General features: G+C 50.4%; 21 protein-coding genes. 10 read left to right on the forward strand and 11 right to left on the reverse strand.

Going from position 1 to position 25,726, the window contains the following annotated elements:
* Nucleotides 1–17 precede the first annotated feature (17 nt).
* A complete protein-coding gene (htpG, locus tag CPY98_RS05775) occupies nt 18–1,886 on the forward strand; it encodes a molecular chaperone HtpG (RefSeq protein WP_096386725.1) in 1,869 nt (622 codons plus the stop codon).
* Nucleotides 1,887–1,941: 55 nt separating this feature from the next.
* Here the strand turns inward: htpG and CPY98_RS20825 are convergent, their stop codons facing one another.
* Nucleotides 1,942–2,112 carry a hypothetical protein gene (locus CPY98_RS20825; protein ID WP_157743838.1) on the reverse strand — a complete coding sequence of 57 codons (171 nt, stop codon included), beginning with the start codon at nt 2,110–2,112 and terminating at the stop codon, nt 1,942–1,944.
* 120 nt (nt 2,113–2,232) lie between these two features.
* Here CPY98_RS20825 and CPY98_RS05780 point away from each other — a divergent pair, with 120 nt between their 5' ends.
* From CPY98_RS05780 to CPY98_RS05800, 5 genes are all read left to right on the forward strand, one after another.
* Entirely contained in the window at nt 2,233–3,810 is a 1,578-nt protein-coding gene (locus CPY98_RS05780) for an MFS transporter (RefSeq protein ID WP_096386727.1), read from the forward strand.
* 72 nt (nt 3,811–3,882) lie between these two features.
* Complete coding sequence (locus CPY98_RS05785; RefSeq protein ID WP_096386729.1) at nt 3,883–5,022, forward strand: glycoside hydrolase family 105 protein; 1,140 nt, start codon at nt 3,883–3,885, stop codon at nt 5,020–5,022.
* 181 nt (nt 5,023–5,203) lie between these two features.
* Entirely contained in the window at nt 5,204–5,848 is a 645-nt protein-coding gene (gene adk / locus CPY98_RS05790; RefSeq protein ID WP_025799917.1) for an adenylate kinase, read from the forward strand.
* A gap of 192 nt (nt 5,849–6,040) precedes the next feature.
* Nucleotides 6,041–7,015, forward strand: coding sequence for a ferrochelatase (gene hemH / locus CPY98_RS05795; protein ID WP_096386732.1), 975 nt, complete (start codon nt 6,041–6,043; stop codon nt 7,013–7,015).
* Between the two features lie 116 nt (nt 7,016–7,131).
* Entirely contained in the window at nt 7,132–8,433 is a 1,302-nt protein-coding gene (locus CPY98_RS05800; protein WP_096386735.1) for an inosine/guanosine kinase, read from the forward strand.
* Between the two features lie 227 nt (nt 8,434–8,660).
* Here the strand turns inward: CPY98_RS05800 and ybaL are convergent, their stop codons facing one another.
* Together ybaL and CPY98_RS05810 are read right to left on the reverse strand one after the other, a co-directional pair.
* Complete coding sequence (gene ybaL / locus CPY98_RS05805) at nt 8,661–10,358, reverse strand: YbaL family putative K(+) efflux transporter (protein WP_025799911.1); 1,698 nt, start codon at nt 10,356–10,358, stop codon at nt 8,661–8,663.
* Between the two features lie 352 nt (nt 10,359–10,710).
* A complete protein-coding gene (locus CPY98_RS05810; protein ID WP_043494963.1) occupies nt 10,711–11,934 on the reverse strand; it encodes an MFS transporter in 1,224 nt (407 codons plus the stop codon).
* A 312-nt stretch (nt 11,935–12,246) separates the two neighbouring features.
* Between CPY98_RS05810 and ushA the strand changes: the two genes are divergently transcribed.
* The 3 genes from ushA to CPY98_RS05825 all read left to right on the forward strand — a co-directional run bounded on the left by ushA (nt 12,247) and on the right by CPY98_RS05825 (nt 15,426).
* The gene (gene ushA, locus CPY98_RS05815) at nt 12,247–13,908 is read left to right on the forward strand and encodes a bifunctional UDP-sugar hydrolase/5'-nucleotidase UshA (protein ID WP_096386738.1); all 1,662 of its coding nucleotides are present in this window, start codon (nt 12,247–12,249) and stop codon (nt 13,906–13,908) included.
* 370 nt (nt 13,909–14,278) lie between these two features.
* Nucleotides 14,279–14,491 (forward strand): RNA chaperone/antiterminator CspA, encoded by a 213-nt coding sequence (gene cspA, locus CPY98_RS05820; RefSeq protein ID WP_004091792.1) that lies wholly within the window; start codon nt 14,279–14,281, stop codon nt 14,489–14,491.
* A 215-nt stretch (nt 14,492–14,706) separates the two neighbouring features.
* Nucleotides 14,707–15,426 carry a phosphatase PAP2 family protein gene (locus CPY98_RS05825; RefSeq protein WP_043494959.1) on the forward strand — a complete coding sequence of 240 codons (720 nt, stop codon included), beginning with the start codon at nt 14,707–14,709 and terminating at the stop codon, nt 15,424–15,426.
* Between the two features lie 44 nt (nt 15,427–15,470).
* Here the strand turns inward: CPY98_RS05825 and ybaK are convergent, their stop codons facing one another.
* Both ybaK and CPY98_RS05835 read right to left on the reverse strand, forming a co-directional pair.
* Nucleotides 15,471–15,950 (reverse strand): Cys-tRNA(Pro)/Cys-tRNA(Cys) deacylase YbaK, encoded by a 480-nt coding sequence (ybaK, locus tag CPY98_RS05830; protein ID WP_025799902.1) that lies wholly within the window; start codon nt 15,948–15,950, stop codon nt 15,471–15,473.
* 259 nt (nt 15,951–16,209) lie between these two features.
* Nucleotides 16,210–17,022, reverse strand: a complete 813-nt coding sequence (locus CPY98_RS05835; protein ID WP_096386741.1) for a TraB/GumN family protein — start codon at nt 17,020–17,022, stop codon at nt 16,210–16,212.
* 266 nt (nt 17,023–17,288) lie between these two features.
* On the opposite strand from CPY98_RS05835, the gene CPY98_RS05840 reads away from it, so the two are divergent.
* Nucleotides 17,289–17,615 (forward strand): DUF3861 domain-containing protein, encoded by a 327-nt coding sequence (locus CPY98_RS05840; protein WP_096386744.1) that lies wholly within the window; start codon nt 17,289–17,291, stop codon nt 17,613–17,615.
* 3 nt (nt 17,616–17,618) lie between these two features.
* Here CPY98_RS05840 and kdpE read toward each other — a convergent pair whose 3' ends face one another.
* The 6 genes from kdpE to kdpF form a co-directional block, all read right to left on the reverse strand.
* On the reverse strand, nt 17,619–18,308 hold the full coding sequence (gene kdpE, locus CPY98_RS05845) for a two-component system response regulator KdpE (protein WP_043491891.1): 690 nt from the start codon (nt 18,306–18,308) through the stop codon (nt 17,619–17,621).
* Nucleotides 18,309–18,339: 31 nt separating this feature from the next.
* Nucleotides 18,340–21,045: a two-component system sensor histidine kinase KdpD gene (kdpD, locus tag CPY98_RS05850; protein ID WP_096386747.1), complete on the reverse strand. Its 2,706-nt coding sequence runs from the start codon at nt 21,043–21,045 to the stop codon at nt 18,340–18,342.
* Nucleotides 21,046–21,075: 30 nt separating this feature from the next.
* Entirely contained in the window at nt 21,076–21,672 is a 597-nt protein-coding gene (kdpC, locus tag CPY98_RS05855) for a potassium-transporting ATPase subunit KdpC (protein ID WP_096386750.1), read from the reverse strand.
* Between the two features lie 175 nt (nt 21,673–21,847).
* The gene (gene kdpB / locus CPY98_RS05860; RefSeq protein WP_025800688.1) at nt 21,848–23,914 is read right to left on the reverse strand and encodes a potassium-transporting ATPase subunit KdpB; all 2,067 of its coding nucleotides are present in this window, start codon (nt 23,912–23,914) and stop codon (nt 21,848–21,850) included.
* Between the two features lie 11 nt (nt 23,915–23,925).
* Nucleotides 23,926–25,614 (reverse strand): potassium-transporting ATPase subunit KdpA, encoded by a 1,689-nt coding sequence (gene kdpA / locus CPY98_RS05865; RefSeq protein ID WP_096386753.1) that lies wholly within the window; start codon nt 25,612–25,614, stop codon nt 23,926–23,928.
* A complete protein-coding gene (kdpF, locus tag CPY98_RS21085) occupies nt 25,614–25,703 on the reverse strand; it encodes a K(+)-transporting ATPase subunit F (protein ID WP_038502049.1) in 90 nt (29 codons plus the stop codon). Before kdpF ends, kdpA begins: the two co-directional genes overlap by 1 nt.
* Nucleotides 25,704–25,726: the final 23 nt, after the last annotated feature.

The following is a 25,726-nucleotide window of genomic DNA, read 5'->3' on the forward strand; positions in this document are numbered from 1 at the left end:
GAGGTAAAAGCAAAATTATGAAAGGCCAAGAAACCCGTGGCTTCCAGTCAGAAGTCAAACAGCTTCTGCATTTGATGATCCACTCACTCTATTCAAACAAAGAAATTTTCCTGCGTGAGCTGATTTCCAACGCATCCGACGCGGCCGATAAACTGCGTTTCCGCGCGTTATCAAGCCCTGAGCTGTATGAAGGCGACGGTAATCTGCACGTTCGCATTTCAGCAGACAAAGAAAAACGCACCCTGACTCTGAGCGATAACGGCATCGGGATGACCCGTGACGAAGTTATCGACAATCTGGGGACGATTGCGAAATCAGGCACCAAGGCATTCTTGGAATCTATCGGTTCCGATCAAGCCAAAGACAGCCAACTGATTGGCCAGTTTGGTGTTGGTTTCTATTCTGCTTTCATCGTGGCAGACAAAGTCACCGTTCGCACGCGTTCAGCCGGTGCTAACGCCGATCAGGCGGTATTCTGGGAATCAGAAGGCGAGGGTGATTACACCATCGCTGACATCGAAAAAGTCGAGCGCGGTACTGAGATCACGCTGCATCTGCGCGAAGGTGAAGATGAGTTCCTTGATGATTGGCGTCTGCGCAATATCATCAGCAAATACTCTGACCATATCGCCCTGCCGGTCGAGATCCTGACCACTGAAGGTGAAGACGGCGAGCAGAAGTGGGAAAAAATCAACAAGGCGCAGGCTTTGTGGACGCGTACCAAGTCTGAAGTTACCGACGAAGAGTACAAAGAGTTCTACAAGCACATTGCCCATGACTTTACCGATCCGGTCACTTGGAGTCATAACCGCGTTGAAGGTAAGCAGGAATACACCAGCCTGCTGTACATTCCTGCGCAGGCACCGTGGGATCTGTTCAATCGCGACCATAAACACGGGCTGAAACTGTATGTGCAGCGCGTATTCATTATGGATGACGCCGAACAGTTCATGCCGAACTATCTGCGCTTTGTACGTGGTCTGATCGATTCAAACGATCTGCCATTAAACGTTTCGCGTGAAATTCTGCAAGATAGCCGCGTGACGCAAAGTCTGCGTGCTGCGCTGACTAAACGCGTGTTGCAGATGCTGGATAAACTGGCCAAAGACGATGCTGAGAAATACCAGAAATTCTGGCAGCAGTTTGGTCTGGTGCTGAAAGAAGGCCCAGCCGAAGACGGTAGCAACGCTGAAGCCATTGCTAAGCTGCTGCGCTTTGCATCGACTCACAACGACAGCGCGGTGCAGAACGTTTCTCTGACCGATTACATCAATCGTATGGTGGAAGGCCAAGAGAAGATTTATTACATCACGGCCGACAGCTATGCGGCGGCGAAGAGCAGCCCACATCTGGAGCTGCTGCGTAAGAAAGGCATCGAGGTGCTGCTGCTTTCCGATCGCATCGACGAATGGATGATGAGCTACCTGACCGAGTTCGATGGTAAGCCATTCCAATCCGTCAGCAAAAAAGATGAGTCTCTGGATAAGCTGGCTGATGAAGAAACCAGCGAACAGAAAGAAGCTGAAAAGGCGCTGGAACCATTTGTTGAGCGCGTGAAAACCCTGCTGGGCGACCGTGTGAAAGACGTACGTCTGACGCATCGTTTGACCGAAACCCCAGCGGTAGTCACTACCGACGCGGATGAAATGACCACGCAGATGGCAAAACTGTTTGCTGCTGCCGGTCAGGATGCGCCTGAAATTAAATATATCTTTGAGCTCAATCCTGACCATGCGCTGGTGAAACGTGCCGCTGATGAGCAAGACGAAGCTCGCTTTGGTGAATGGATTGAACTGCTGCTGGATCAGTCACTGCTGGCTGAACGCGGTAGCTTGGAAGATCCAAACCAGTTCATTAAACGTGTGAACGATTTACTGCTGGCTTAATCGTTGTTAATCAAGTCATAACCTATGCCGCGCCGTGATACGGGGCGGCATTTTTTTATCCTGTCATTGCCGTTTTTTCTTCAATCCCCCTCTGTTTTTGCGTCGTGCATTGCATTTTTGAATATCCACTTTGATAAAAACAAAACGCTGTTTTATAAAAACGGAGAGGTTGATCGGTAATCTCTTTATATTTTTGCCATTCACCGTCATCAAGTGGCAAAAGCACAAAGGTTTTCAGTCGGTCATAAACCTACTTTAGACCCATAGGAAGAGTTCCCTCTGCTATTTCGTGAGTGACCGAAATCGCGGAGGGGGCTCAGATAAGACACTACGGGGAACGAAAGTGATGACGATGCCATTGCAAAAGACACGCAAAATAGGGCTGATGAACTATTTGGCTTACGGTTCCGGAGATTTTCTCGGTGCAGGCACCACGGCCCTAACAGCGGCCTGGCTTCTCTATTTTTACACCACGTTTTGTGGACTAAGCCCGATTGAAGCCACGTTTATTTTTGCTATGGCGAGAGTGCTTGATGCGGTAGTCAGTCCTTTAATGGGGTTTTTAACCGACAACTTTGGCTCAACGCGTTTGGGTAAGCGCTTTGGCCGCCGTAAATTCTTTATTCTGCTCGGCATTCCTTTGGTGTTCAGCTATAGCCTAATGTGGGTTGGCGAGATGCACTATTGGTACTATCTGCTGACCTACCTTTTCTTTGACGTTGTTTACTCGATGATATTGGTGCCATACGAAACGCTGGTGCCAGAAATGACCGATGACTTTAAACAGAAAACCAAATTTTCCGGCGCTCGAATTGCCTTGGCACAGCTCTCTGCCATATTGGCGGCATTTCTACCGGGCATTCTGTTGGCTTATTTCGGCAAAGATAACGCCATCTCCTTTTTCTACGCCAGCTTAGTGTTCTCCGTTATCTGCGCGGGTGTGTTGACGCTGGTCTATTTCTATACGTGGGAACGGCCACGAGAAGAGATGTCTGAAGCTCAACTCAGAGCCGAGCAGGAGAAGCAAAAACTCACCTTGCTACAAAGCCTGAAGCGTTTAAACGTGGAACTGACCTCAACGCTGCGTATTCGTATCTTCCGCCAGCATCTGGGGATGTACCTCGGTGGGTATATTGCACAGGACGTCTTTAACGCGGTGTTCACCTACTACGTGGTGTTTGTGCTGATGCAAAGCGCTACCGTCGCGTCTAGTTTGATGGGAACCATGGCCATCATGCAGTTTATTGCGGTTATTGGCATGATCCCGCTGTGTATCCGCTTTGGCCCCGCGCCTTCATATCGCTTGGTGGTGGTGTTGTTCGGCCTTAGCGCCTTGTCTTACGGTGTGTTGTATTACGCAGGCATGAATGACGCGATGTCGCTGCTGTTGCTGATTTCCGCGGTGGCAGGGTTGGGGCGCGGTGGGATCAACTATGTGCCGTGGAATACCTACACCTATATTGCTGACGTTGATGAAGTGATCACGGGACAACGCCGTGAAGGCATTTTTGCCGGCATTATGACGCTCACCCGTAAAGCTTCTCAGGCCTGCGCGGTGATGTTAGTCGGGATTGTAATGCAACTTTCCGGTTTTGTTTCGGGCCAAGCACAGCAGGCTTCAACAGTCAGCCATACCATTCTGATGATCCTCAGCGTAGGCACCGTTTGTGTGCTATGCGTCGGTTTTTATATCTCCTTACGCTTCAAGCTCAACCTGCAAACGCACAGCGTGCTGCGCGAAGAAACCATCAAAATGCGCGAGGCAGGGCATATCGTGCCAGAGCAAATCACGCCAGAAGCGAAAGCGACCGTCGAAATGCTGGCCGGTATGCCATACGAATCGTTATGGGGTAACAACAATATTGGCTATCTCAATCGGGATAAACCTGCGCCTAAGGCGTTGCATATATTAAAAAATGCCTAATCCGCACGGCGCAGCGAAATGACACAGTGAAATGAATTTGAATTATTTTCTGAATTAATTAAGGGAGTTCCCATGCTCGTATATCCGGTAAAACACAGCCCATTACTGCGTCAGCCTGAGCGCTTCATCGCTCGCGATGAGCTTAAGGGATTAATCTGTAAGATGACTGACAATCTGATTAATATCAGCGACGAAACCGGAGAGTTCCTGCTGCGCTTGGATGATGGAAGAGTGATTGATACCAAAGGCTGGGCGGGCTGGGAGTGGACGCACGGTATCGGTCTCTACGGCATTTATCAGTATTACCAGCAGACCGGCGATCAAGCGATGCGCGCCATCATTGATGACTGGTTTACCGAGCGCTTTGCTGAGGGGACACCCACCAAAAACGTGAATACGGTGTGTCCGTTTCTGACACTGGCTTATCGCTATGAAGAGACTCAAGATCCGCGCTGGCTGCCTTACTTAGAGCGCTGGGCCGAATGGGTGATGTATGAAATGCCGCGCACCGAACGTGGTGGGATGCAGCACGTCACGCTGGCAGAAGAGAATCATCAACAGCTCTGGGATGACACCCTGATGATGAGCGTGTTGCCGTTGGCAAAAATTGGCAAGCTGCTGAACAAGCCTGAATATATTGAAGAAGCAAAATATCAGTTTTTGGTGCATACCCAGCATCTGATGGAGCGTGAAACCGGTCTGTGGTTCCACGGTTGGACGTTTGAAGGCCACCACAACTTTGCCAAAGCACGTTGGGCGAGAGGAAACAGCTGGTTGACGATGGTGATCCCTGAATTTATCGACCTGCTGGATCTCCCCGAATATGACGCCACGCGACGTTTCTTGATTCAGGTACTGGAAAGCCAGGTTTCAGCATTGGCGAAATGTCAGGATGAAAGCGGTTTATGGCATACCTTACTCGACGATCCTGATTCCTACGTTGAGTCGTCTGCCACCGCCGGATTTGCCTACGGCATTCTCAAAGCGGTGCGCAAACGCTATATCAGCGCAGACTATGCGCATACGGCGGAAAAAGCGGTGAAAGGTGTGATTAAGCATATTAATGCCGAGGGTGAATTGACCAATGTGTCGTTTGGCACGGCGATGGGGCGAGACTACGACTATTATCGCCAGATTCCGCTGACGTCGATGCCGTATGGTCAGGCGATGGCTATTTTGTGTCTGTCAGAATATATGCGCGTTTATCTATAACGTTCATTGCTGAGAATCAGGCCAAAAACGGGCGCAGGTGAGAGAAAAATCATCTGCGCCCGGTTTATTATGTGAGTTTCACGTTTCAGCAGCGGCCCGATTCCTTGAGGTAGCGGTCACAAAAATGGTAAGGTTTAGTGTTTTTGAATTTTATAAAAAATAATTTAAGAGGATTTACGCGATGCGTATCATTCTGCTTGGCGCTCCTGGCGCGGGTAAAGGCACTCAGGCACAGTTCATCATGGAGAAATATGGCATTCCGCAAATCTCTACGGGTGACATGCTGCGTGCAGCAGTGAAAGCCGGTACCGAACTGGGCAAAAAAGCAAAAGAAATCATGGATGCGGGCATGCTGGTAACTGATGAACTGGTTATCGCCTTGGTTAAAGAACGCATCACTCAGGAAGATTGCCGTAACGGTTTCCTGCTAGATGGCTTCCCACGCACCATTCCTCAAGCTGATGCCATGAAAGAAGCAGGCATCAACGTTGATTTCGTACTGGAATTTGATGTTCCTGACGAACTGATCGTTGAACGTATTATTGGCCGTCGTGTTCATCAGGGTTCTGGCCGTGTTTACCACATTAAATTCAACCCACCTAAGGTTGAAGGTAAAGACGACGTGACCGGCGAAGAACTGGTTACCCGTAAGGACGATCAAGAAGAAACTGTACGTAAGCGCTTGGTTGAATATCATCAGCAGACTGCTCCGCTGATCGGTTACTACAGCGCAGAAGCTGCGAACGGCAAGACTAAGTACGTCAAATTAGACGGCACCCAGTCTGTTGCAGCGGTTCGTGCTGAGCTGGAAACTATCCTAGGCTAAGATATTCTGTGCTAAGAACGACTTTAGGCGAATTTGGCCTAGAGTGATAAAAGGCGGCTAATAAATAGCCGCCTTTTCTATATCTCCGAGTGATGGGGTTGACCAATCAGAGTAATGGGTTGGGATTTGCAGCATTTTGGTTACAATATCAAAACTTTCAATCTATCAAGATAATGCAAAACCGAGGGCAGCATGAGGCAAGAAAAGTTCGGCGTACTGTTAGTTAATCTGGGCACGCCAGAGGCTCCAACCTCGTCAGCGGTTAAACGATACCTCGCTGAGTTTCTCAGCGATAAACGCGTGGTTGATGTTTCTCGCCTGATCTGGTGGCCGGTTTTAAACGGCATCATTTTACCGATCCGCTCTCCTCGAGTGGCTAAACTGTATCAATCCGTCTGGATGGATGAAGGCTCGCCGCTGATGGTGTATAGCCGCCGCCAGCAGGCCGCTTTGCAGGCGCGTTTGCCAAATATTCCGGTTGAATTGGGTATGAGCTATGGTCAGCCTGCGCTGAAAAGCGCAATTGATAAACTGCATGACGCCGGTGTCGATCGCATTATTCTGCTGCCGCTTTATCCGCAATATTCCTGTTCGACAAATGCGGCGGTATTTGATGCGGTCGCCCGACATTTTGCTCAGATGCGCCGTATCCCCTCGTTGAACTTTATCCGTGATTACGCGGAACATCCTGCTTATATTTCGGCGCTGGCTCAGACGATTAAAACCAGCTTTGCCCAGCATGGTGAACCTGACATGCTGCTGTTTTCATTCCACGGAATTCCACAGCGTTATGCCGATCAGGGCGATGATTATCCGCAGCGTTGCCGTGCGACCACGCGCGCAGTGGCCGATGCCTTAGGGCTTAGCGCTGAGCGTTACATGATGACCTACCAGTCGCGATTTGGCCGTGAACAATGGTTAACTCCGTTTACGGACAAAACGATTGAGCAGCTTCCAGCTAAAGGCGTGAAGCATCTTCAGGTTATCTGCCCAGGATTTTCCGCCGATTGTCTGGAAACGCTTGAAGAGATCAAAGTGCAAAACAAAGAGTTCTTTATCGAAGCGGGGGGAACGCAGTTTGAATATATTCCTGCGCTCAACGATGACGCTTTGCATATCGAACTGTTTTATCAACTGGTGATGGAACAGATGACGCGCCCTGCGTGATCGCCGTTGGCTAAAGTTAATCGTCAGAGTCTTGGGCTCTGACGATTAAGCAAGTGATGTGTTAGAATTCTCGGCTTCCCGTTAATAACAACGCTCCATAACTGCTGACGACACTGATGAAATTCCCTGGCCAACGCAAATCTAAACACTACTTTCCTGTAAACGCGCGCGATCCGTTGTTGCATGCAACGCAAAAAAGCGAGATTGATACCTCCTACGTGGTCGGCATCGACCAAACGCTGGTGGATATTGAGGCGAAAGTCAGCGACGAATTTATTACCCGTTACCGTCTGAGTCAGGGACATTCTCTGGTGATTGAAGACGATGTTGCGGAAGCGCTGTATCAAGAGTTGAAAGATAACGAACTGATCACCCATGAGTTTGCCGGTGGCACTATCGGCAACACCATGCACAACTACTCTGTTTTGGCTGACGATCGCTCCATTTTACTGGGCGTGATGTGCAGCAACGTGAAAATTGGCAGCTATGCCTATCGTTATCTGTGTAATACCTCCAGCCGTACCGATCTCAACTATCTGCAAGGCGTTGATGGCGCGATTGGTCGTTGTTTCACCTTAATTAGTGAGAACGGCGAACGTACCTTTGCTATCAGCCCAGGAATGATGAATCAGCTGCGTCCGGAAAGCATCCCGGAAGACGTTATCGCTGGCGCTTCTGCACTGGTGTTGACAGCTTATTTGGTGCGCTGCAAACCGGGCGAGCCGATGCGCGATGCCACGATGAAAGCCATTGAATACGCGAAAAAGCACAATGTACCAGTGGTGTTGACGCTGGGGACTAAGTTTGTGATTGCTGACGATCCGCAGTGGTGGCGTGATTTCCTGCGCGATAACGTCACAGTTGTGGCGATGAATGAAGAAGAAGCAGAAGCCTTAACTGGATTAAGCGATCCGCTTGCAGCATCAGATAAAGCGTTGGAGTGGGTCGATCTGGTTCTGTGTACCGCGGGGCCGATTGGCTTATATATGGCGGGTTATACTGAAGAAGAAGGTAAACGTAAGACTCAGCATCCATTGCTGCCGGGCGTTATTCCCGAATTTAACCTGTATGAATTCAGCCGTCCGATGCGCAAAAGCGCCTGTGAAAACCCGTTCAAAATCTACTCGCATATTGCGCCATACATGGGCGGCCCTGAGAAGATCATGAATACCAACGGGGCTGGCGACGGTGCACTTGCCGCCTTGCTGCATGACGTGGCTGCCAACGGCTTCCACCGTACCAACGTGCCAAACTCCAGCAAACATCAGCGAACTTACCTGACGTATTCTTCGCTGGCACAGGTCTGTAAATACGCGAACCGCGTGAGTTATCAGGTGCTTAACCAGCATTCACCACGCCTAACGCGCGGCCTGCCGGAACGAGAAGATAGTTTGGAAGAGTCATACTGGGAGAGGTAAGTGGGGCCAAAGACCCCACCCTAACCCTCCCCTTCGCAGGGGAGGGAACTGTTCGGTGATGCTGAGAAGATCCTCGATCTGCCCCACCCCCTTCACAGGGTAGTAAACTGTTCGGAGATGTTTGTAAAACTCTCGATCGGCTCCTCCCCCTGCGAAGGGGGAGGTTGGGAGGGGGTCATATCACAAATGCTCACCGTGACACCATTCGTGATGGAGATGAGAAGGGATTAAATCGGACACTCCTGCATCTTATCCGCATCCGTCATCTTATCGACCTGTAGCAACTCCAGCATACTGTTCGCAATTTCGCGTTCACCCATCACCACCTGATTGGCGCCACGGTCTGAAATGTAGGCCACTTCATCGTCGTAGTGCGCACGGGCAATAATATCCAGCGTATCGCGTTTAGTTCGGGCGAAGGCCACAATCTCACCGGCTTCATAACCGTTTGGAATGGTGAGCAGCAGCCAGCGCGCGCAGTCAATTCTTGCCAGTTCCATAATTTCAGGATTAGCCGCATTCCCTAGCACGGCATGAATGCCTTGCTCACGCAGCGCTTCAACGCGTGGGCGTGAGTTCTCGATAACCACCAAAGGAACGCCGGCATCGTGTAACTTAGCCCCAATCAGGCTGCCTACGCGCCCGTACCCAACCAACAGCACGTGGTTGCATAGGTCAACGGGGATCTGCTTCTCTTCTTCCTCTGTGACCTCTTGCAGGCTCTGGTCTTCGATAGTCTCGGTTTTAGCGAGATAGCGCTCTAACAGCGTAAAGAGCAGCGGGTTGATCATGATGGAGAGGATCGCACCCGCCAGCACCAAATTCCGTCCTTCTGGCGACAGCATATTTAACGAGATGCCTAATCCCGCCAAAATAAAGGCGAACTCACCGATCTGCGCCAAGCTTACTGAAACGGTCAGGGCGGTACGCTTGGAGTGACCAAACATTTTTACTAAGAAGAATGCGGCAAGGGATTTACCAAAGACGATAATCGCCAAGCAGCCTAACACCGCCAGCGGCTGTTCAACCAGAATCATTGGGTCAAACAGCATGCCCACGGAAACAAAGAACAGAACCGCAAAAGCATCGCGCAGCGGAAGCGTATCGTGAGCCGCTCGATGGCTAAGCTCAGATTCGTTCAGAACCATCCCGGCAAAGAACGCGCCCAGCGCAAAGGAAACGTCGAAGATCGCCACGGCGCCATATGCCACGCCCATCGCCAGCGCTAAAACGGAGAGCGTGAATAGTTCGCGTGAACCGGTACTGGCGGTTTTCGCTAAAATCCACGGCACCAAACGGCGACCTACCACAATCATAATGGTGATAAAGGCCACGACTTTACCCAGCGTGATCCCCAGCTCGATCAACAAGTCTTTGAGCTGCATATCTTGGCCTTCGCCCATAATTCCGGCAAAAGCAGGCAGCAAAACCAGCGTAAGCACCATGGCCAGATCTTCAACGATCAGCCAGCCAATGGCGATTTGGCCGCGTTGGCTGTCAATCAACTGCCGCTCTTCCAGAGCGCGCAGCAACACCACGGTACTCGCGGTGGATAAACATAGGCCAAACACTAAACCGGTGACTAAATCCCAACCCAACAACGACGAAAGCCCCATACCCAACAGCGTCGCTACGGCAATTTGTGCAATAGCGCCGGGTATGGCGATGTTTTTAACCGCCATCAAATCTTTTAGAGAGAAATGCAAACCAACGCCGAACATCAGCAGAATAACGCCAATTTCGGCCAGTTCAGGGGCAAGCGAGGTGTCTGCCACAAAACCGGGGGTGAATGGACCAGCAAGCACGCCTGCAACGAGATAGCCCACCAATGGGGATATTCGCAGACGATTTGCCAGCATACCTAAAAGAAAGGCGAGAACTAAGCCTCCAACGATTGTCGTAATAAGCGGGGTTGAGTGATGCATCTAGACTCCTTCTAGCACTGCACGAACAGCTAAATAATTAATACCCTTCTTAACTTGAAGCAGCGCTGGATAGCTCGCCGCAACTTCAATTAATGTGTGTATAAATCCGGCGTTTTCCACTCTTTTATTGCAATCAATGTGTATTGGTTGAGTGAAACTCACAGGTATCTGTAATAAGTTTATTGTATTTATCGGAATTCTGCTGAGTTAATTTTGGGAAATAGGTCTGAATTTAGAAAAAAAACGCGCCAACGGCGGTAAAGAGAGGTTTTGTGATACAACAGCATGCAGCACGCGGCTTTGAGGAAAAACAAACCCGACCAATCCTACAGGATAAGTCGGGTTATTAAGTCTAATTAGCGTCTTTATGTTCTATATTTGGCAATAACGCCGTCAAGATGCCGAGTAATGGTAGGAATGCGCAGATCTGATAAACCAAGTCAATGCTGGTTAAATCGGCAACATAGCCTAAAACTGCGGCACCTAAGCCACCCATACCAAAGGCAAAACCAAAGAAGAGGCCAGATACCATCCCAACTTTGCCAGGGATCAACTCTTGCGCGTACACCAAGATAGCTGAAAACGCTGAGGCCAGAATCACACCGATGATCACGGTTAAAACCCCAGTCCAGTAAAGAGATGCATAGGGTAAAGCCAGCGTAAACGGTGCGACACCCAGAATAGAGCCCCAAATAACATATTTACGCCCTATCTTATCGCCCAGAGGCCCGCCAATAATGGTTCCGGCAGCAACGGCAAACAGGAAGGCAAACAAATGTATCTGCGCGCTTTGCAGTGAAACGCCGAACTTATGGATGAGATAAAAGGTGTAATAGCTGCTAATGCTGGTGAGATAGAAGTATTTTGAGAAAATCAGCACCAGCAGTATGGATAAGGAAATCACCACGGTACGGCGTGGGAGCACTTTCACATTGTTGTGGCCTTTAGGTTTGCCTTTGCTTTGTCGAGTTTGCTGCTGATACCACTTGCTGACCTGAAGCAAAACAATGATAGCCAGTAGTGCCGCCAAAGAAAACCACGCAATATTCCCCTGGCCATAAGGTGCAATGACCGCTGCTGCTAGCAAGGGGCCGAGCGAGCTGCCAAAGTTACCGCCCACCTGAAACACCGACTGCGCGAGGCCATGGCGTCCGCCAGAAGCCATACGCGCGACACGAGAGGACTCAGGATGGAAAATAGACGATCCCGTACCCACCAATGCGGCGGCGATCAGCACAATTTCAAAACTAGGCGCAACGGAAAGCAGTAAAAGCCCTGCTAAGGTGAATCCCATGCCGACTGGCAGAGAGTAGGGTTTCGGATGTTTATCAGTGTACATACCGATCAACGGTTGCAGCATAGAGGCCGTCAGTTGATAGGTCAGAGTGATAAGGCCTACCTGTGCAAAATTCAGTGAAAACTCACCGCGCAGAATAGGGTAGATCGCCAGAATCAGCGATTGGATCATATCGTTTAGCAAATGGGACACGCTGATAGCGCCCAGTATGGAAAACGAGGTGCGATTGACGGGCTTTTGTGTCACGGAGTCGGACACCGGATCGATGCGGTCAGTCATAGTCTGTTTTTATGATTTCGTCAGTTAAGGAGCTATTTATGCAGGCAGATAAATAGGGATAGACATCACGCTAACAATGACAAAGTTTATCATTCTTGGTCAACCGTTGTTTTTGCCTTCATATGGACTATTAACCGGTTATTGAGGCAAAACGGACTGCGTAATTTGAAATGGCTCGCAAAAAAATGAAAAGATCTCCTTATCTTGCCGTTAGAATTTTAGACTTGGTATCAAGCACAGTGATTTGAATTTGATAATCATAATAATGAGAAAGTCTTTGGGATGATGAATATGACGACACGGAGAATCCGTATGAAATTGGCTTTGAAAGGCAGCGTATGTGCGTTAGCGGTCACTTTGGCACTGGTGCCAACCTGGGCGGCAGCGTGGGAAAAAGATAAAACCTATAACATCACCATTCTGCATACTAACGATCATCACGGCCATTTTTGGCAGAACGCTAACGGTGAATATGGTCTTGCGGCGCAAAAGACGCTGGTGGATCAGATTCGCCATGAAGTGGCTGCGCAGGGCGGTAGCGTTTTATTGCTTTCCGGCGGTGACATTAATACCGGTGTTCCTGAATCTGATTTACAGGATGCCGAGCCTGATTTCCGTGGCATGAACCTCGTGGGTTACGACGCGATGGCTATTGGTAATCATGAATTCGATAACCCACTGTCGGTCCTGCGCCAGCAGGAGAAATGGGCCACGTTCCCGCTACTTTCCGCCAATATTTACCAGCAAGGTACGGAAAAGCGCCTGTTTAAGCCGTATGAGATTTTCGATAAGCAAGATATCAAAATTGCGGTAATCGGCTTAACCACTGACGATACGGCCAAAATTGGTAATCCTGAGCTGCTGAAAGGTATCGAGTTCCGCGATCCCGCAGTCGAAGCAAAAACGCTGATTCAGCAGATCAAACAAAACGAAAAGCCAGATGTCATTATTGCCGCCACCCATATGGGGCATTATGACAACGGCAACCACGGTTCGAACGCGCCGGGCGACGTTGAAATGGCGAGAAAATTACCAGCCGGGTATCTTGATATGATCGTCGGCGGTCATTCACAGGATCCCGTGTGTATGGCATCCGAGAACAAAAAACAGGTTGATTATGTTCCGGGAACGCCGTGCGCGCCCGATCGTCAAAATGGAACGTGGATCGTACAGGCTCATGAGTGGGGGAAATACGTTGGACGCGCTGATTTCACCTTCCGTAACGGCGAGCTGACTTTGCAACACTACCAGCTGATTCCCGTCAATCTGAGCCAGAAAGTCACTAAAGACGATGGCACGACGGAACGCGCTTACTACACCCACAAAATTGACGAAAACCCGCAGATGCTCAAGCTGCTAACGCCGTTTGAAGAGAAGGGTAAAGCGCAGCTGGAGGTTAAGGTTGGCAGCGTGGATGGCAAATTGATGGGCGATCGTAGCAAAGTTCGCTTCGAACAAACCAATATGGCGCGTTTACTGCTTGCCGCTCAGATGGAGCGCACGCAGGCGGATTTAGCCGTGATGAGCGGCGGCGGCGTGCGAGATTCAATTGAGCCGGGCGATATCACCTACAAAGATGTGCTGAAGGTTCAGCCTTTTGGCAATTTGGTGGCCTATGTCGAGATGAATGGCCACGACCTTGAAAAATATCTGGCGGTAGTTGCCAATAAAAAAGTCGACTCCGGCGCGTATGCGCAGTTTGCTAACGTGAGCCTGGTTGCCGACGGACAAGGCGTCAGCGATGTGAAAATTAAAGGAGAGCCTTTGCAGGCAGACAAAACGTATCGTTTAGCTTTGCTGAGTTTTAACGCCACCGGCGGCGATGATTATCCCATTGTGAGCGATCGACCAAGCTATGTGAACACGGGGTTTGTCGATGCTGAAGTGTTAAAACAGTACATCGAAAAACACTCTCCGCTTAAAGTCGCAGACTATGAGCCGAAGGGTGAGATTGTTTATAAATCGGCGAATTAATCTGTACAAACTACACTGATTCAGAGGGCAGATTCCTGCCCTCTGAGCGGTGCAAATATCGTCCTCATCTAAACTTCCACCAGTCTAGCCGTCTAGATGAGAAAATTATTATTTGAAAATAGTTCTTGATAAGCAAGGGTGGGTGTGAGTAAATAGCGTCATCGGTTTGAAACACAGACCTTATGAACGCAGTTTTAGTAAAGCAGTCCTCAGTTCAAGCGCTATCCGCATAGATACCTCTTCTTCTTGTGAGTCTTCTCCTAAGTGCTAAGTAAGAACTTTTCAATAAGTAACTCTTTGAAGACGACCACCTTCGCTGCACGATTTATTTGAATCATGGCGGCACACAAAACAAATAAAGGAAGTATCTATGTCTAATAAAATGACTGGTTTAGTAAAATGGTTTGACGCTGGTAAAGGTTTTGGTTTTATCTCTCCTGAAGATGGCAGCAAAGATGTATTCGTACATTTCTCTGCAATCCAGAGCAACGATTTCAAAACTCTTGATGAAGGCCAAAAAGTTGAGTTCTCTATCGAGAACGGCGCTAAAGGTCCATCAGCAGTAAACGTTGTTGCGCTGTAATAGCCAACAGCCATCGCAGTAACCTCTGAGTTACCGCGAACCAAAAACCCGCCTTGTGCGGGTTTTTGCGTTTCTGAGGGTTGTCATCTTCTGTTTTTCAGCACTTTTACTCTAGTTATCAAATATCTATTCTCATTTGTGGCGCAAATGTTATCGCTGTCACGGTCAGATGAAATAAGAGTGATTAAGATGCCAAAAAAGGAGGAAACACACTGATGAAGAAAATTGTTTTAGCGACGTTAGTTGGTTTATTAGTTTCTGGTTACGGCATGGCTGCCGACGATCACTATCTTAAATATGAACAAGCCCCCGACAGCTTAAAGCTGCTACCACCGCCGCCGTCTTACACCAGCATTGATTTCTTGAGCGATAAAGCTCATTACGATGAAGGTAAAGCGCTGCGCAGCACCGAGCGTGGTAAACAGGCTTATGATGATGCCGATGTGTCTAAAGATAGCTTGGCGAGAAATTTCTCCACCGCTTTTGGCATCCCAATTTCTAAAGAAAAAACCCCTGAAACGTTCACGCTGATTACAACGATGAAAGAAGATGCGGGTGAATACGCAACGCGTTCTGCGAAGCAGCACTATAACCGTGTGCGTCCTTTTGCTTTCTATAAGGAAGCAACCTGTCGCCCAGAAGATGAAAAAGAGCTCTCCACCAACGGTTCATATCCTTCGGGCCATACCACGATCGGCTGGTCAGTGGCGCTGGTGCTAGCGGAAGTGAATCCTGCAAGACAGAATGAAATTCTCAAGCGTGGCTATGAGCTTGGGCAAAGCCGTGTGATCTGCGGTTATCACTGGCAGAGCGACGTCAATGCTGCGCGTGTAGTTGGAAGCGCGGTTGTTGCCACTCTGCATAATAATCCAGCGTTTGAAACTCAGTTGGCGAAGGCCAAGGCTGAAGTGCAAAAACTAAATACTCAAAACTAATCCTGCCTTAAATATTTAACGAGTCTTGCCGCATGCGGGGCTCGTTAATCTCGCTTGGCAATTTCCGCAAAGCTGCCGCTGGTCATACGGCTAAGATCCTGAGCTGCAAGTTCGATATCCAGACCGCGCTTTCCGCCTGAAATAAAGATCGTAGCAAACTCTTGAGCGCCGCTGTCGATCACGGTAGGCAAGCGTTTCTTTTGCCCAAGTGGGCTAATGCCGCCGACCAGATAGCCTGTTACGCGCTGAGCTATCTGAGGATCGGCCATGTCAGCTTTTTTAGCCGATAACGCTTTGGCGACTTTTTTTAAATCCAGCATTGAGGCAACCGGTGTAACCGCCACGGCTAAATTCTTGCTATCACCGTTGAGCGAAACGAGCAGGGTTTTGTAGACTTGTTCGGCGTTCAAACCCAATTTACGGACGACTTCATCGCCGAAATTAGTTTCGTCGCTATCGTGGTGATACTGATGGAGGGTAAAAGGAACCTTGTTTTTTTCAAGAAGAAGAACTGCGGGAGTCATTTTCTAAGCCTCTACGATGACGAATCACGCAATGATAGCGCTGTTATTTCGCGGAGTCAGTTTCGGAGAGTTATTTATTCGTGCGTTATATGCATACGCGAGACACCATCTGGCGAATAACCATTGCCAGAATCACTGCTGGATTGTTAATCTATGTATGAAACTGTAAGAGTAAACGCCATGTTTGCGCTTACAGCATAACGATAATAATGAAATTCCTCTTTGACTGGCCAATAGAAATATTGGCCATTTTTTTCGCCTAATGAATCACATACGGTGCCAGCAGCTCGGGCAGGTTTCCTTCACTGTAAAGATGCAATGCCCCTACCGCCACCACATAATTTCCTGCCGGTAGGGCGAGCAACATTTTTTGCCATTTGTGATTTCGTTCGCCCATCAGAATCTGATAAAGATCGTCACTAAAGGTCGCGGGTAGCTCTGTCGTTGCTATAGATTCCGTCGGTGAAATCCACCAGCCGATCAGCATTTGCAGCAGGCGTGCGTTGGTATGCCAGTGCGCCAAGGTGTCTTTTAACAGGACGATCCCGTTATCGGGCAGCGCATACAGCAGCGCCATCTGAGTATCGGCGCCTTCCAACTCAATAGTTTTTAGCGACGTTTGCTGGGCAAAACGCAGCATTTGATAGTCGATACCATATTCAGAGCGCAAACCGAGCTGATGTGCCTGCTGTGCCTGTAGGGTCAACGCCGTACGCCACGCCGGATAATGTTGAATCGCGTTAGCAGGAATGCCGGTTTCCTGACAGCGCTGTAAAACTTGCTGCCAAAGCTCAGGTGAAAGCTGTGACTCCAAAGCCTCAGCAACTTCAGCAGTATCAAATGCGGGCGATGCTTGGGTTATGTCTGCTTCAACAATCAGCGCATCCGCGCGTTTAAGACGCTGAATTAATGCCGCGGGCAGGGGCGACATGTTTTCAGTGCCCATATGAATACTTCCCACCAGATGCAGATGAATGCCGCCTTGCAGATGGATATCAAGCGCGGGATAGGCATAGGTGGTCGTCGGAATAATTCCCAACCAGAGAGCGAGTTTTCGCAGCCATTGAGTCATAAGTCACCTTTGCCTTTTTTTCTATGCTACGTGCAGTGTGGAGGTAAAGGCAAAAAAAAGCACCGAAACGTCGGTGCTTTTTGTGTCTTTTCATTGCCCCCGTTTCTTTTCATTGTCCATATTGTTCAAACATGAACTAGCCAAAAAAGATGAAAGATCTTGCGGCAGACTCAACGCGGTTACAGCGGCTACACAAAATGTGAAGCCCAACCAGCTTGAATGTGATAAAAATTATCATTATCAAAAATGTTCAGAGAGGGGATATTATGCCTGGATACCGCTATCGCATCACCGTAGAGCCGATTGCCGATCGCAAAGGCGAACCGATTGATAAAGCGCCAATCAGCTTTGAAGTTGAAAATCATGATGAGATTTTATCTATCGTCGAAAGATTGGGTGCCCGAGACGATTTGCCGTTCACCGGCGATAAATCGAAGGCCTTTGCCGTTGGGTTAAAACTGTTTTCTGAATCGCTGTTGGAGAACCGTAAACACCCGCTGTTTGACGATCTGCGTGATTCATTCCGCGCTTTTATGATGACCTTAAAAGGTATCAAGCGCGGTGAGAGCGCCGAAGAAGCAAAAGAAGGCTAACAATTACAGCATAAACCGGTAACCCACGCCGGTTTCAGTCAGTAAATGCTTAGGACGTGCTGGTTCTGCTTCTAGTTTCTGCCGTAAATGCCCCATATAGATCCGCAGGTAATGGCTGTGCTCAACGTAGTTTGGCCCCCAAACCGTGCTAAGCAGCTGGCGCTGCGTAAGTACTTTCCCCGCGTTGGCGATGAGTTCGGTCAGTAAACGGAACTCCAATGGGGTGAGATGCAAATCCTCACCGGCTCGAGAGACTCGGCGGTTGATCAAATCCACCTCAACGTCTGAGAATTGAATCAGCGGGCTTTCCTGATTTTGCTGAGCATGGCGGCGCAAAGAGACGCGTACGCGTGCCAATAATTCCGCTACGCCAAAGGGTTTACTCAGATAATCATCGGCTCCGGCATCTAGCGCCAGCACCTTGTCCGACTCCTCGCTGCGAGCAGAAAGCACAATCACCGGAATTGAACTCCACTGGCGCAAATCGCGGATAAAATCCAGACCATCACCATCCGGCAGGCCTAAATCGAGAATAATGAGGTCCGGTTTGCGTGTGCCCGCTTCGATAAGCCCACGCTGCAATGTATCGGCGTCAAAAACTCGCCAGCCCTCACTCTCAAGCGCAGACCTGACAAAGCGGCGGATCTCTTTTTCATCTTCAACGATGAGCACATTTATCGGAGTCTGATTCACGTTATCTCTCTGTTTTGCCGCTTTCTGTTTCTCAAGAACTGGGATGATTAAGCTCATCTTCAATGTCAGGCGGTGCTTCTAGCGGTAGGGTGAAGTGGAAGCAGGCACCGCCTTGGGCAATATTTTCCGCCCATATTTTACCATCATGTACTTCTATAATGGCACGACAAATGGCTAAGCCCAAGCCGACGCCAGGAATAGCCGACTCTTTATCGCCACGGGTAAATTTATTGAATATCAGCTGTAGCTGCTCGGCAGGAATACCGTTGCCGCGATCTTCAATTTCGACTTCTAACCAATCCTCTGAAGCTTTGGCCCGAATCGCCAACGGTGATTCTAATCCGGCATATTTACCTGCATTTTCTAGCAAGTTTTGTATCACGCGCTCAATCAAGCTGCCATCGCAGTTCACCAAGGGAAGATCTGCGGGTAAATCAATCGCGAGCGGATGTGAGTTCAGCATCGGTTCTAACGTATTAACGGCGCTGCCGACGATTTCTTCTAGCGATTGCCACTCTTTGCGCAGGTTAAATCCGCCGGACTGAATACGTGCCATATCCAGTAAATTATTGACCAGCCGCGTAGTATTGAGGATCTGCTGGCGGATTTGATTAGCCTGTTGGGCATGCGGCGATTTTTCAGCGGCCAGATCGAGCGTTAAAATTTCAGCCTGACCAAACAACACGGTGAGCGGGGTACGCAGATCGTGCGAAAGGGCGGCTAACAGCGAGTTTCTGAGCTGTTCGCGCTCGGTGTCCATACGTGCGCTCGCCGCCGTTTGGGCCAGATGCAAACGCTCAAGCGCGCTGGCAATCATCACCGCATAGGTTTGTAACAGGCGTTGCTGTTCCGGCACCATCAATTGGCGCATGTTCATGGGTTCGATAGCTAACACGCCAAAGGTCTGTTGGGAAGTGCTAAGAGGTAACAACTGGTAGGGAACACCGGGTAGCGTATCGGTGCCTGCTCCCGCCGGTTGCTGCTTATCGAAACACCAGTGCGCAATAGCAAAGTCAACGCCTGATACTCCTTCCTGCGGCGGCGTCACCTGAACTAACGGCGTATCATCGCTGGGAATTAATACTGATGTCCGTGCGTTGAAACTGCTGTTAAGAAAATAGCTGCCGCTGCGAGCGATATCTTCATTAGTGATGGCATTGCTCAGGGCTTTAGACAGCTCATACATATGGCGCGCACGCTGCTCGCGATAACGTGCAACCCGTGCCTGATAGCGTACACCGGCGGTTAGGTTACCAATCACGATCCCGACGGTCAGCATCACGCCAAAGGTCACGAGATATTGAACATCGGTAACGGCGAACGACCACTGAGGTTGGATGAAAAACAGATCGAAGCTGGCAACGCTAACCACGGCGGAAAGCACGGAGGGCCAACGGCCATAAAATAGCGCCACGATCACGACCCCCAGTAGATAGACCATAACGATATTGGCCTGATCGAAATTGGGGAAAATCATTCTCGCCAGCAGTGTAATCAGTGCACACAGCGCAATGGCAACCAGACAGCCGCGAATTTGTATCCGCCATTTTTCGCTGAAAGGACGGCTATCGGACTCTTTGCTGGTGGTGCGAGGCTTGTCTTCAACGGCGACGATAATTAAGTCTAGATCAGGCCCGAGTTTAGCTAGCCGGTCAGCAAAGCTTTCATGCCACCACCAACGCCGCTCTTTCTTATTGCGTCGGCCAATAATAATTTTGCCGAGATTATGTTCACGGGCGTAGCGCAGAATGGCTTTTTCTTCATTGGGATCGGATAGCGTGGTGGTTTCTGCACCTAATTCTTGTGCCAGCTTAACGCTGCGCAAAATGGCTCGTCGCTGATTTTCAGGCAATCGATGCAGGCGCGGTGTTTCTACATAAACCGCGTGCCAAATACAGCCAAGGCGAGCAGCTAATCGAGATGCGGTGCGAACTAGCTTGTCGTTATCAACGTTGTGGCCAATGCACAGTAAAATGGCATCTCGAGTATGCCAAACGCGTTCTTTATCTTGGCTATTACGAAACTCGCGCATTTGCTCATCAACGCGGTCTGCGGTGCGACGCAGCGCCAATTCACGCAGGGCAATCAAATTTCCTTTACGGAAAAAGTGCTCGATGGCGCGTTCTGCCTGCCCAGGAATATAGACTTTCCCTTCGTTGAGACGCTGACGTAAATCGTCTGGCGGTAAGTCCACCAGCACGATTTCGCTGGCGTCATCGAAGATGCGGTCAGGCACGGTTTCGCGCACGCGAATGCCAGTGACGGAACCGACGACGTCATTAAGACTTTCAAGATGCTGCACGTTCACGGTGGTGAGCACGTCAATGCCCGCATCCAGCAGCTCTTCGACATCTTGCCAGCGTTTAGGATGACGCGAACCGGCGGCGTTGCTGTGCGCCAACTCATCCATCAGGATCAGCGCTGGGTGGCGAGCCAGCGCCTGATCGAGCGCGAACTCCCGCACTTGACGACCGCGATGGTGAATCCGCTTGAGGGGCAGGATATCCAGCCCCTCAAGCTGTGCGGCCGTTTCCGCACGGCCATGGGTTTCCACCACGCCGACCAGCACGTCTAAGCCTTGAGCGCGAAGACGTTGCGCTTCTTGCAGCATTGCGTAGGTTTTGCCAACGCCAGCGCAGGCGCCGAAAAAGACTTTTAGTTTTCCGCGTGGCTTTTCACAAACCTGAGCCAGTAAGGTATCTGGATCGGGGCGGCGCAGCTCTTCATCGTCTAGCATGTCGTTCTCTTTATGATCGGGCTGGTGGCGTTATGAATGCGTGTTAGATGCATTGTGGGGCAATAATGCATCCAGTGCCATGTTCAGTTCTAATACGTTAACCACCGGCTGACTAATAAACTGCGGTAGGCTGTATTTTGTGTTAGCGGCGATCAGCTTCTCAACGCTGGCCAGCGGCAAATTGCGAACCTTGGCGATGCGTGCCGCCTGATAATAAGCCGCCTGCGGTGAAATGTGGGGATCTAAACCACTGGCTGAGCTGGTCATCAGATCGACCGGAATCGCCACTGGCGCTGAAGGATCCGCCTGACGTAATAGCGCTGCACGCGCCTGTAAATTTTTATCCACCTGCGGGTTGGATGCCGCCAAATTGCTGCCGCCGGAAGCCTGTGGGTTATAGGCTGTGTCAGCGGTCGCTGATGGACGATCCCAAAAATATTTAGGCTGAGTAAAGTTTTGGCCAATCAAACGTGAACCCACGATGACACCATCGCGTTCAATCAACGATCCTTCGGCCTGAGAGTGAAACATCACCTGCGCTAACCCCGTGGTCAGCAGCGGATAGGCTATGCCGGTGATGGCGGTCAAAATCAGCATCATCATTATAGAGGGGCGTAGTAGTGACATTATCTAATCCTTTTCCCCTTCATACTTGAAGCGGTATCTGCGTTGGCTGCGTTCATTCACCCGAATCACTTACTAGAGTAAGCTCATCGGGATGAACTCGCTTGCCGCCTTGATACCACTCCAATTATTTTGGGGATGTTAAGTATTATTGCTCTTTTGAGCGGTTCTATATGAACTAAGCCAAGCCACAAACGGTCAGCAACATATCAATCAGTTTGATCCCGACAAACGGCACTAACAGCCCGCCTGCGCCATAAACCCATAAATTTCGGCGCAGCAATGCGCTGGCGCTTAGCGGTTTATAGCTCACGCCTTTCAACGCCAGCGGGATTAAGAACACAATGATCAACGCGTTGAAAATGACCGCTGACATAATGGCCGACGCCGGTGACGTTAGGTGCATGACGTTGAGCGCATTCAACTGAGGATAAGTGGCTGCAAAGGCCGCAGGAATAATGGCGAAATATTTCGCCACGTCATTGGCGATGCTAAAGGTGGTTAGCGAGCCACGCGTCATCAGCATCTGTTTGCCGATATGCACCACCTCAATCAGCTTGGTTGGGTTAGAGTCTAAATCAACCATGTTGCCCGCTTCTTTAGCGGCCTGAGTACCTGAGTTCATAGCGACCGCCACGTCGGCCTGTGCTAGCGCTGGCGCATCGTTGGTGCCGTCGCCGGTCATGGCTACTAAGCGGCCTTCGGCCTGATACTGGCGGATTAGCGCCAATTTGGCTTCGGGCGTCGCTTCCGCCAGAAAGTCATCCACACCAGCTTCGGCCGCGATAGCCGCAGCGGTTAAGCGGTTATCACCGGTAATCATGACCGTTTTGATACCCATGCGGCGTAGCTCGGAGAATCGCTCTTTAATGCCGCCTTTGACGATATCTTTTAGCGCCACCACGCCAAGAATGCGCCCATCTTCTGCCACCACCAGCGGTGTGCCGCCGGTACGTGCAACGCTTTCTACGCGTTCATCAACCGCACGTGGGAAGTGGCCTTGGTTAGATTCAACGTGGCGGCGTATTGCGTCCACTGAACCTTTGCGGATCATTCTTCCCTGCACGTTAACGCCGCTCATGCGGGTTTGCGCCGAGAAGGGCACAAAGGTTGCACCTAGGCTAGCTAAATCACGTTCGCGCAGGTTAAAACGCTGCTTTGCCAGCACCACAATGCTGCGACCTTCAGGCGTTTCGTCGGCCAGCGAAGCGAGCTGCGCCGCGCTAGCAAGCTCTTCCTCACTCACGCCGGGGACGGGCAAAAATTCGGTCGCCTGACGGTTGCCCAACGTGATGGTGCCCGTTTTATCCAACAGCAGCACATCGACGTCACCGGCGGCTTCCACGGCGCGTCCGCTGGTGGCAATGACGTTTGCGCCCAGCATACGGCTCATACCCGCCACTCCAATGGCTGACAGCAAGCCGCCAATGGTGGTTGGGATTAAACAAACCAACAGGGCAACCAGTACGGTAATGGTGACCGGAACCCCAACGTGACTGGCCTGCGCGCTAAATAGCGAGAAGGGATACAGCGTTGCCGTAGCCAGTAAAAACACCAGCGTTAAGGCAATAAGCAAAATGGTCAGCGCGATTTCGTTCGGGGTTTTACGGCGCTTAGCGCCTTCAACCATCGCAATCATGCGGTCGAGGAAGGTTTCGCCAGGGTTAACGGTGCATTGGATCACCAGCCAATCCGACAGAATCCGCGTGCCGCCGGTGACGGAGGAAAAGTCGCCACCCGATTCGCGAATGACCGGCGCTGATTCACCGGTAATCGCGCTTTCGTCCACCGAGGCACCGCCTTCCAATACTTCACCGTCACAGGGAATGGTGTCACCAGCTTCAACCAGCACAATATCGCCTTTGCGCAGAGAGTCAGCCGACACTTTTTCCTGCGGTGAATCATGTTGCTGTGAGGCCAGTTTTTTAGCCCAGCTGGTTTTTTTCACCCCTTTCAGGCTTTCGGCCTGAGCTTTACTGCGCCCTTCTGCCAGAGCTTCGGCAAAGTTAGCAAACAGAACCGTGAACCAAAGCCAAATCGTCACGCTTCCGGTAAATGCGGCGCTGCCGTCACTTTGCCCGCTGAGAATGGAGATCCAGATAATGGTGGTGAGAATGCTGCCCAAATACACCACGAACATCACCGGATTGCGCCACTGCACGCGGGGATCGAGTTTTTTAACAGCATCTTTGATAGCGGTACGGACCAGTTTTGGTTCGAACAACGCGCGTTGTTTACGAGTCATTATTTTATCTCTCAACGTGGTAACCAAACTTGCAGGTGTTCAGCTACCGGCCCCAGAGCTAGCGCCGGAATAAACGTTAATGCGCCGACCAATAAAATGGTGCCAACCAATAGTCCAATGAACAGTGCGCCTTGAGTCGGTAGCGTTCCGTTTCCGGCGGGTTGACGTTTTTTCGCGACTAAAGAACCCGCAATCGCCATCACCGGAATGATGACGCCGAAGCGACCAAGGAACATGGCAATCGCCAATAGAACGTTATAGAACGGCGTATTCACACTCAGACCGGCGAAAGCGCTGCCGTTGTTGTTTGCTGCTGAAGAGAGGGCATAAAGCACCTCGCTGAACCCATGAGCGCCCGGATTAAGAATGCCGGCGCGGCCTGCATCGGTCATCAGCGCGACGGCAGAGCCAATCAGCACCAGCGCAGGAGTAACCAAAATGGCCACCGCGGTCATTTTCATATCGAAAACTTCGATTTTCTTGCCGAGATATTCAGGTGTACGGCCAATCATCAAACCGGCAATAAATACCGTCAGCAGCACGAAGAGCAGCATGCCGTAGAGACCAGAACCTACGCCGCCAAAGACGACTTCACCGATCTGCATCAGCCACATGGGCACCATGCCGCCGAGCGCCGTGAAGGAATCATGCATCGCATTCACCGCGCCGCAGGATGCGGCGGTAGTGACAACGGAATACATCGCCGTTGCCAGAATGCCAAAGCGTGTTTCTTTCCCTTCCATGTTGAAATTGCTGGCTGCGCCAAAGTCGGATAAATGCGGGTTTCCCTGCAGCTCGGCGTACATCACCACGATAACGGCCACCACAAAAATCAGGCTCATGGCCCATAGCAGCGTATGGCCTTGGCGGTTTTCTCCCACCGCTTGTCCGAAGGCAAAACAGAGCGCGGCAGGGATTAAGAAGATCGCCAGCATTTGCACCATATTGCTCAGTGCGGTTGGGTTTTCGAATGGGTGCGCTGAGTTTGCACCAAAGAAACCGCCGCCGTTGGTGCCGAGTAATTTAATCGCTTCCTGTGAAGCCACCGGCCCCATAGGCAACAGCTGAGTACCGCCCTCCAGCGTATGCACCGTGATATAGCTATGCAGGTTTTGCAGCACGCCTTGGCTGACGAAAAACAGCGCCAGAATGAGCGACAGCGGCAGAAGAACGTAAAGCGTCACGCGGAATAAATCGACCCATGCATTTCCTAGCGTGCTTGCCGAGTGGCGAGCAAACCCGCGGATCAACGCAAAGACCACGGCAATTCCCGTTGCGGCAGAAAGGAAGTTTTGTACGCTCAATCCAACCATTTGGCTGAAATAGCTCAAGGTGTTTTCGCCGCTGTATGCCTGCCAGTTAGTGTTGGTCACGAAACTCACGGCGGTATTCAGCGCAAGGTGCCAAGACATCCCCGGCATCTGCTGTGGGTTCAGCGGCAAGATGCCCTGTGCCATGAGTAGAACGAAGAGCAGCAAAATACCCAGTAGGTTGAAGGCAATAATGGCGAGCAAATACTGTAACCAGCTCATTTCCTGCGGTTGGATCCCACAGCAACGCCAAAAACCGTTTTCAATGCCGCGTAGGGCAACAAAGGGTTCGCCATCGATCAGGCGAGCCAACACCCTGCTCAAAGGCAACGCCAAGGCAAAAAGCACCAGCAGAAATACCGCGATCATCAGAAACGCAGAAGCAGCCATCAGAATTCCTCCGCGTTAAATAATGCATAAATCAGATAAGCCAGCAGCAATACAACTAGGACTGCACAGGCAATCACCCCGATATTCATACAACCTCTCCAAAGGCATTTTT

Origin of the sequence: Hafnia sp. CBA7124 (assembly GCF_002355555.1) — a bacterium.
GTDB lineage: Bacteria > Pseudomonadota > Gammaproteobacteria > Enterobacterales > Enterobacteriaceae > Hafnia > Hafnia alvei.

Coding starts and splice junctions, on each gene's coding strand:
- kdpF (WP_038502049.1), bottom strand. CDS start 25,703: ATGAATATCGGGGTGATTGCCTGTGCAGTCCTAGTTGTATTGCTGCTG.
- kdpA (WP_096386753.1), bottom strand. CDS start 25,614: ATGGCTGCTTCTGCGTTTCTGATGATCGCGGTATTTCTGCTGGTGCTT.
- htpG (WP_096386725.1), top strand. CDS start 18: ATGAAAGGCCAAGAAACCCGTGGCTTCCAGTCAGAAGTCAAACAGCTT.
- CPY98_RS05835 (WP_096386741.1), bottom strand. CDS start 17,022: ATGACTCAATGGCTGCGAAAACTCGCTCTCTGGTTGGGAATTATTCCG.
- CPY98_RS05840 (WP_096386744.1), top strand. CDS start 17,289: ATGCCTGGATACCGCTATCGCATCACCGTAGAGCCGATTGCCGATCGC.
- CPY98_RS05780 (WP_096386727.1), top strand. CDS start 2,233: ATGACGATGCCATTGCAAAAGACACGCAAAATAGGGCTGATGAACTAT.
- kdpC (WP_096386750.1), bottom strand. CDS start 21,672: ATGTCACTACTACGCCCCTCTATAATGATGATGCTGATTTTGACCGCC.
- CPY98_RS05785 (WP_096386729.1), top strand. CDS start 3,883: ATGCTCGTATATCCGGTAAAACACAGCCCATTACTGCGTCAGCCTGAG.
- ybaK (WP_025799902.1), bottom strand. CDS start 15,950: ATGACTCCCGCAGTTCTTCTTCTTGAAAAAAACAAGGTTCCTTTTACC.
- ybaL (WP_025799911.1), bottom strand. CDS start 10,358: ATGCATCACTCAACCCCGCTTATTACGACAATCGTTGGAGGCTTAGTT.
- cspA (WP_004091792.1), top strand. CDS start 14,279: ATGTCTAATAAAATGACTGGTTTAGTAAAATGGTTTGACGCTGGTAAA.
- hemH (WP_096386732.1), top strand. CDS start 6,041: ATGAGGCAAGAAAAGTTCGGCGTACTGTTAGTTAATCTGGGCACGCCA.
- ushA (WP_096386738.1), top strand. CDS start 12,247: ATGAAATTGGCTTTGAAAGGCAGCGTATGTGCGTTAGCGGTCACTTTG.
- CPY98_RS05810 (WP_043494963.1), bottom strand. CDS start 11,934: ATGACTGACCGCATCGATCCGGTGTCCGACTCCGTGACACAAAAGCCC.
- CPY98_RS05825 (WP_043494959.1), top strand. CDS start 14,707: ATGAAGAAAATTGTTTTAGCGACGTTAGTTGGTTTATTAGTTTCTGGT.
- kdpD (WP_096386747.1), bottom strand. CDS start 21,045: ATGCTAGACGATGAAGAGCTGCGCCGCCCCGATCCAGATACCTTACTG.
- adk (WP_025799917.1), top strand. CDS start 5,204: ATGCGTATCATTCTGCTTGGCGCTCCTGGCGCGGGTAAAGGCACTCAG.
- CPY98_RS05800 (WP_096386735.1), top strand. CDS start 7,132: ATGAAATTCCCTGGCCAACGCAAATCTAAACACTACTTTCCTGTAAAC.
- kdpB (WP_025800688.1), bottom strand. CDS start 23,914: ATGACTCGTAAACAACGCGCGTTGTTCGAACCAAAACTGGTCCGTACC.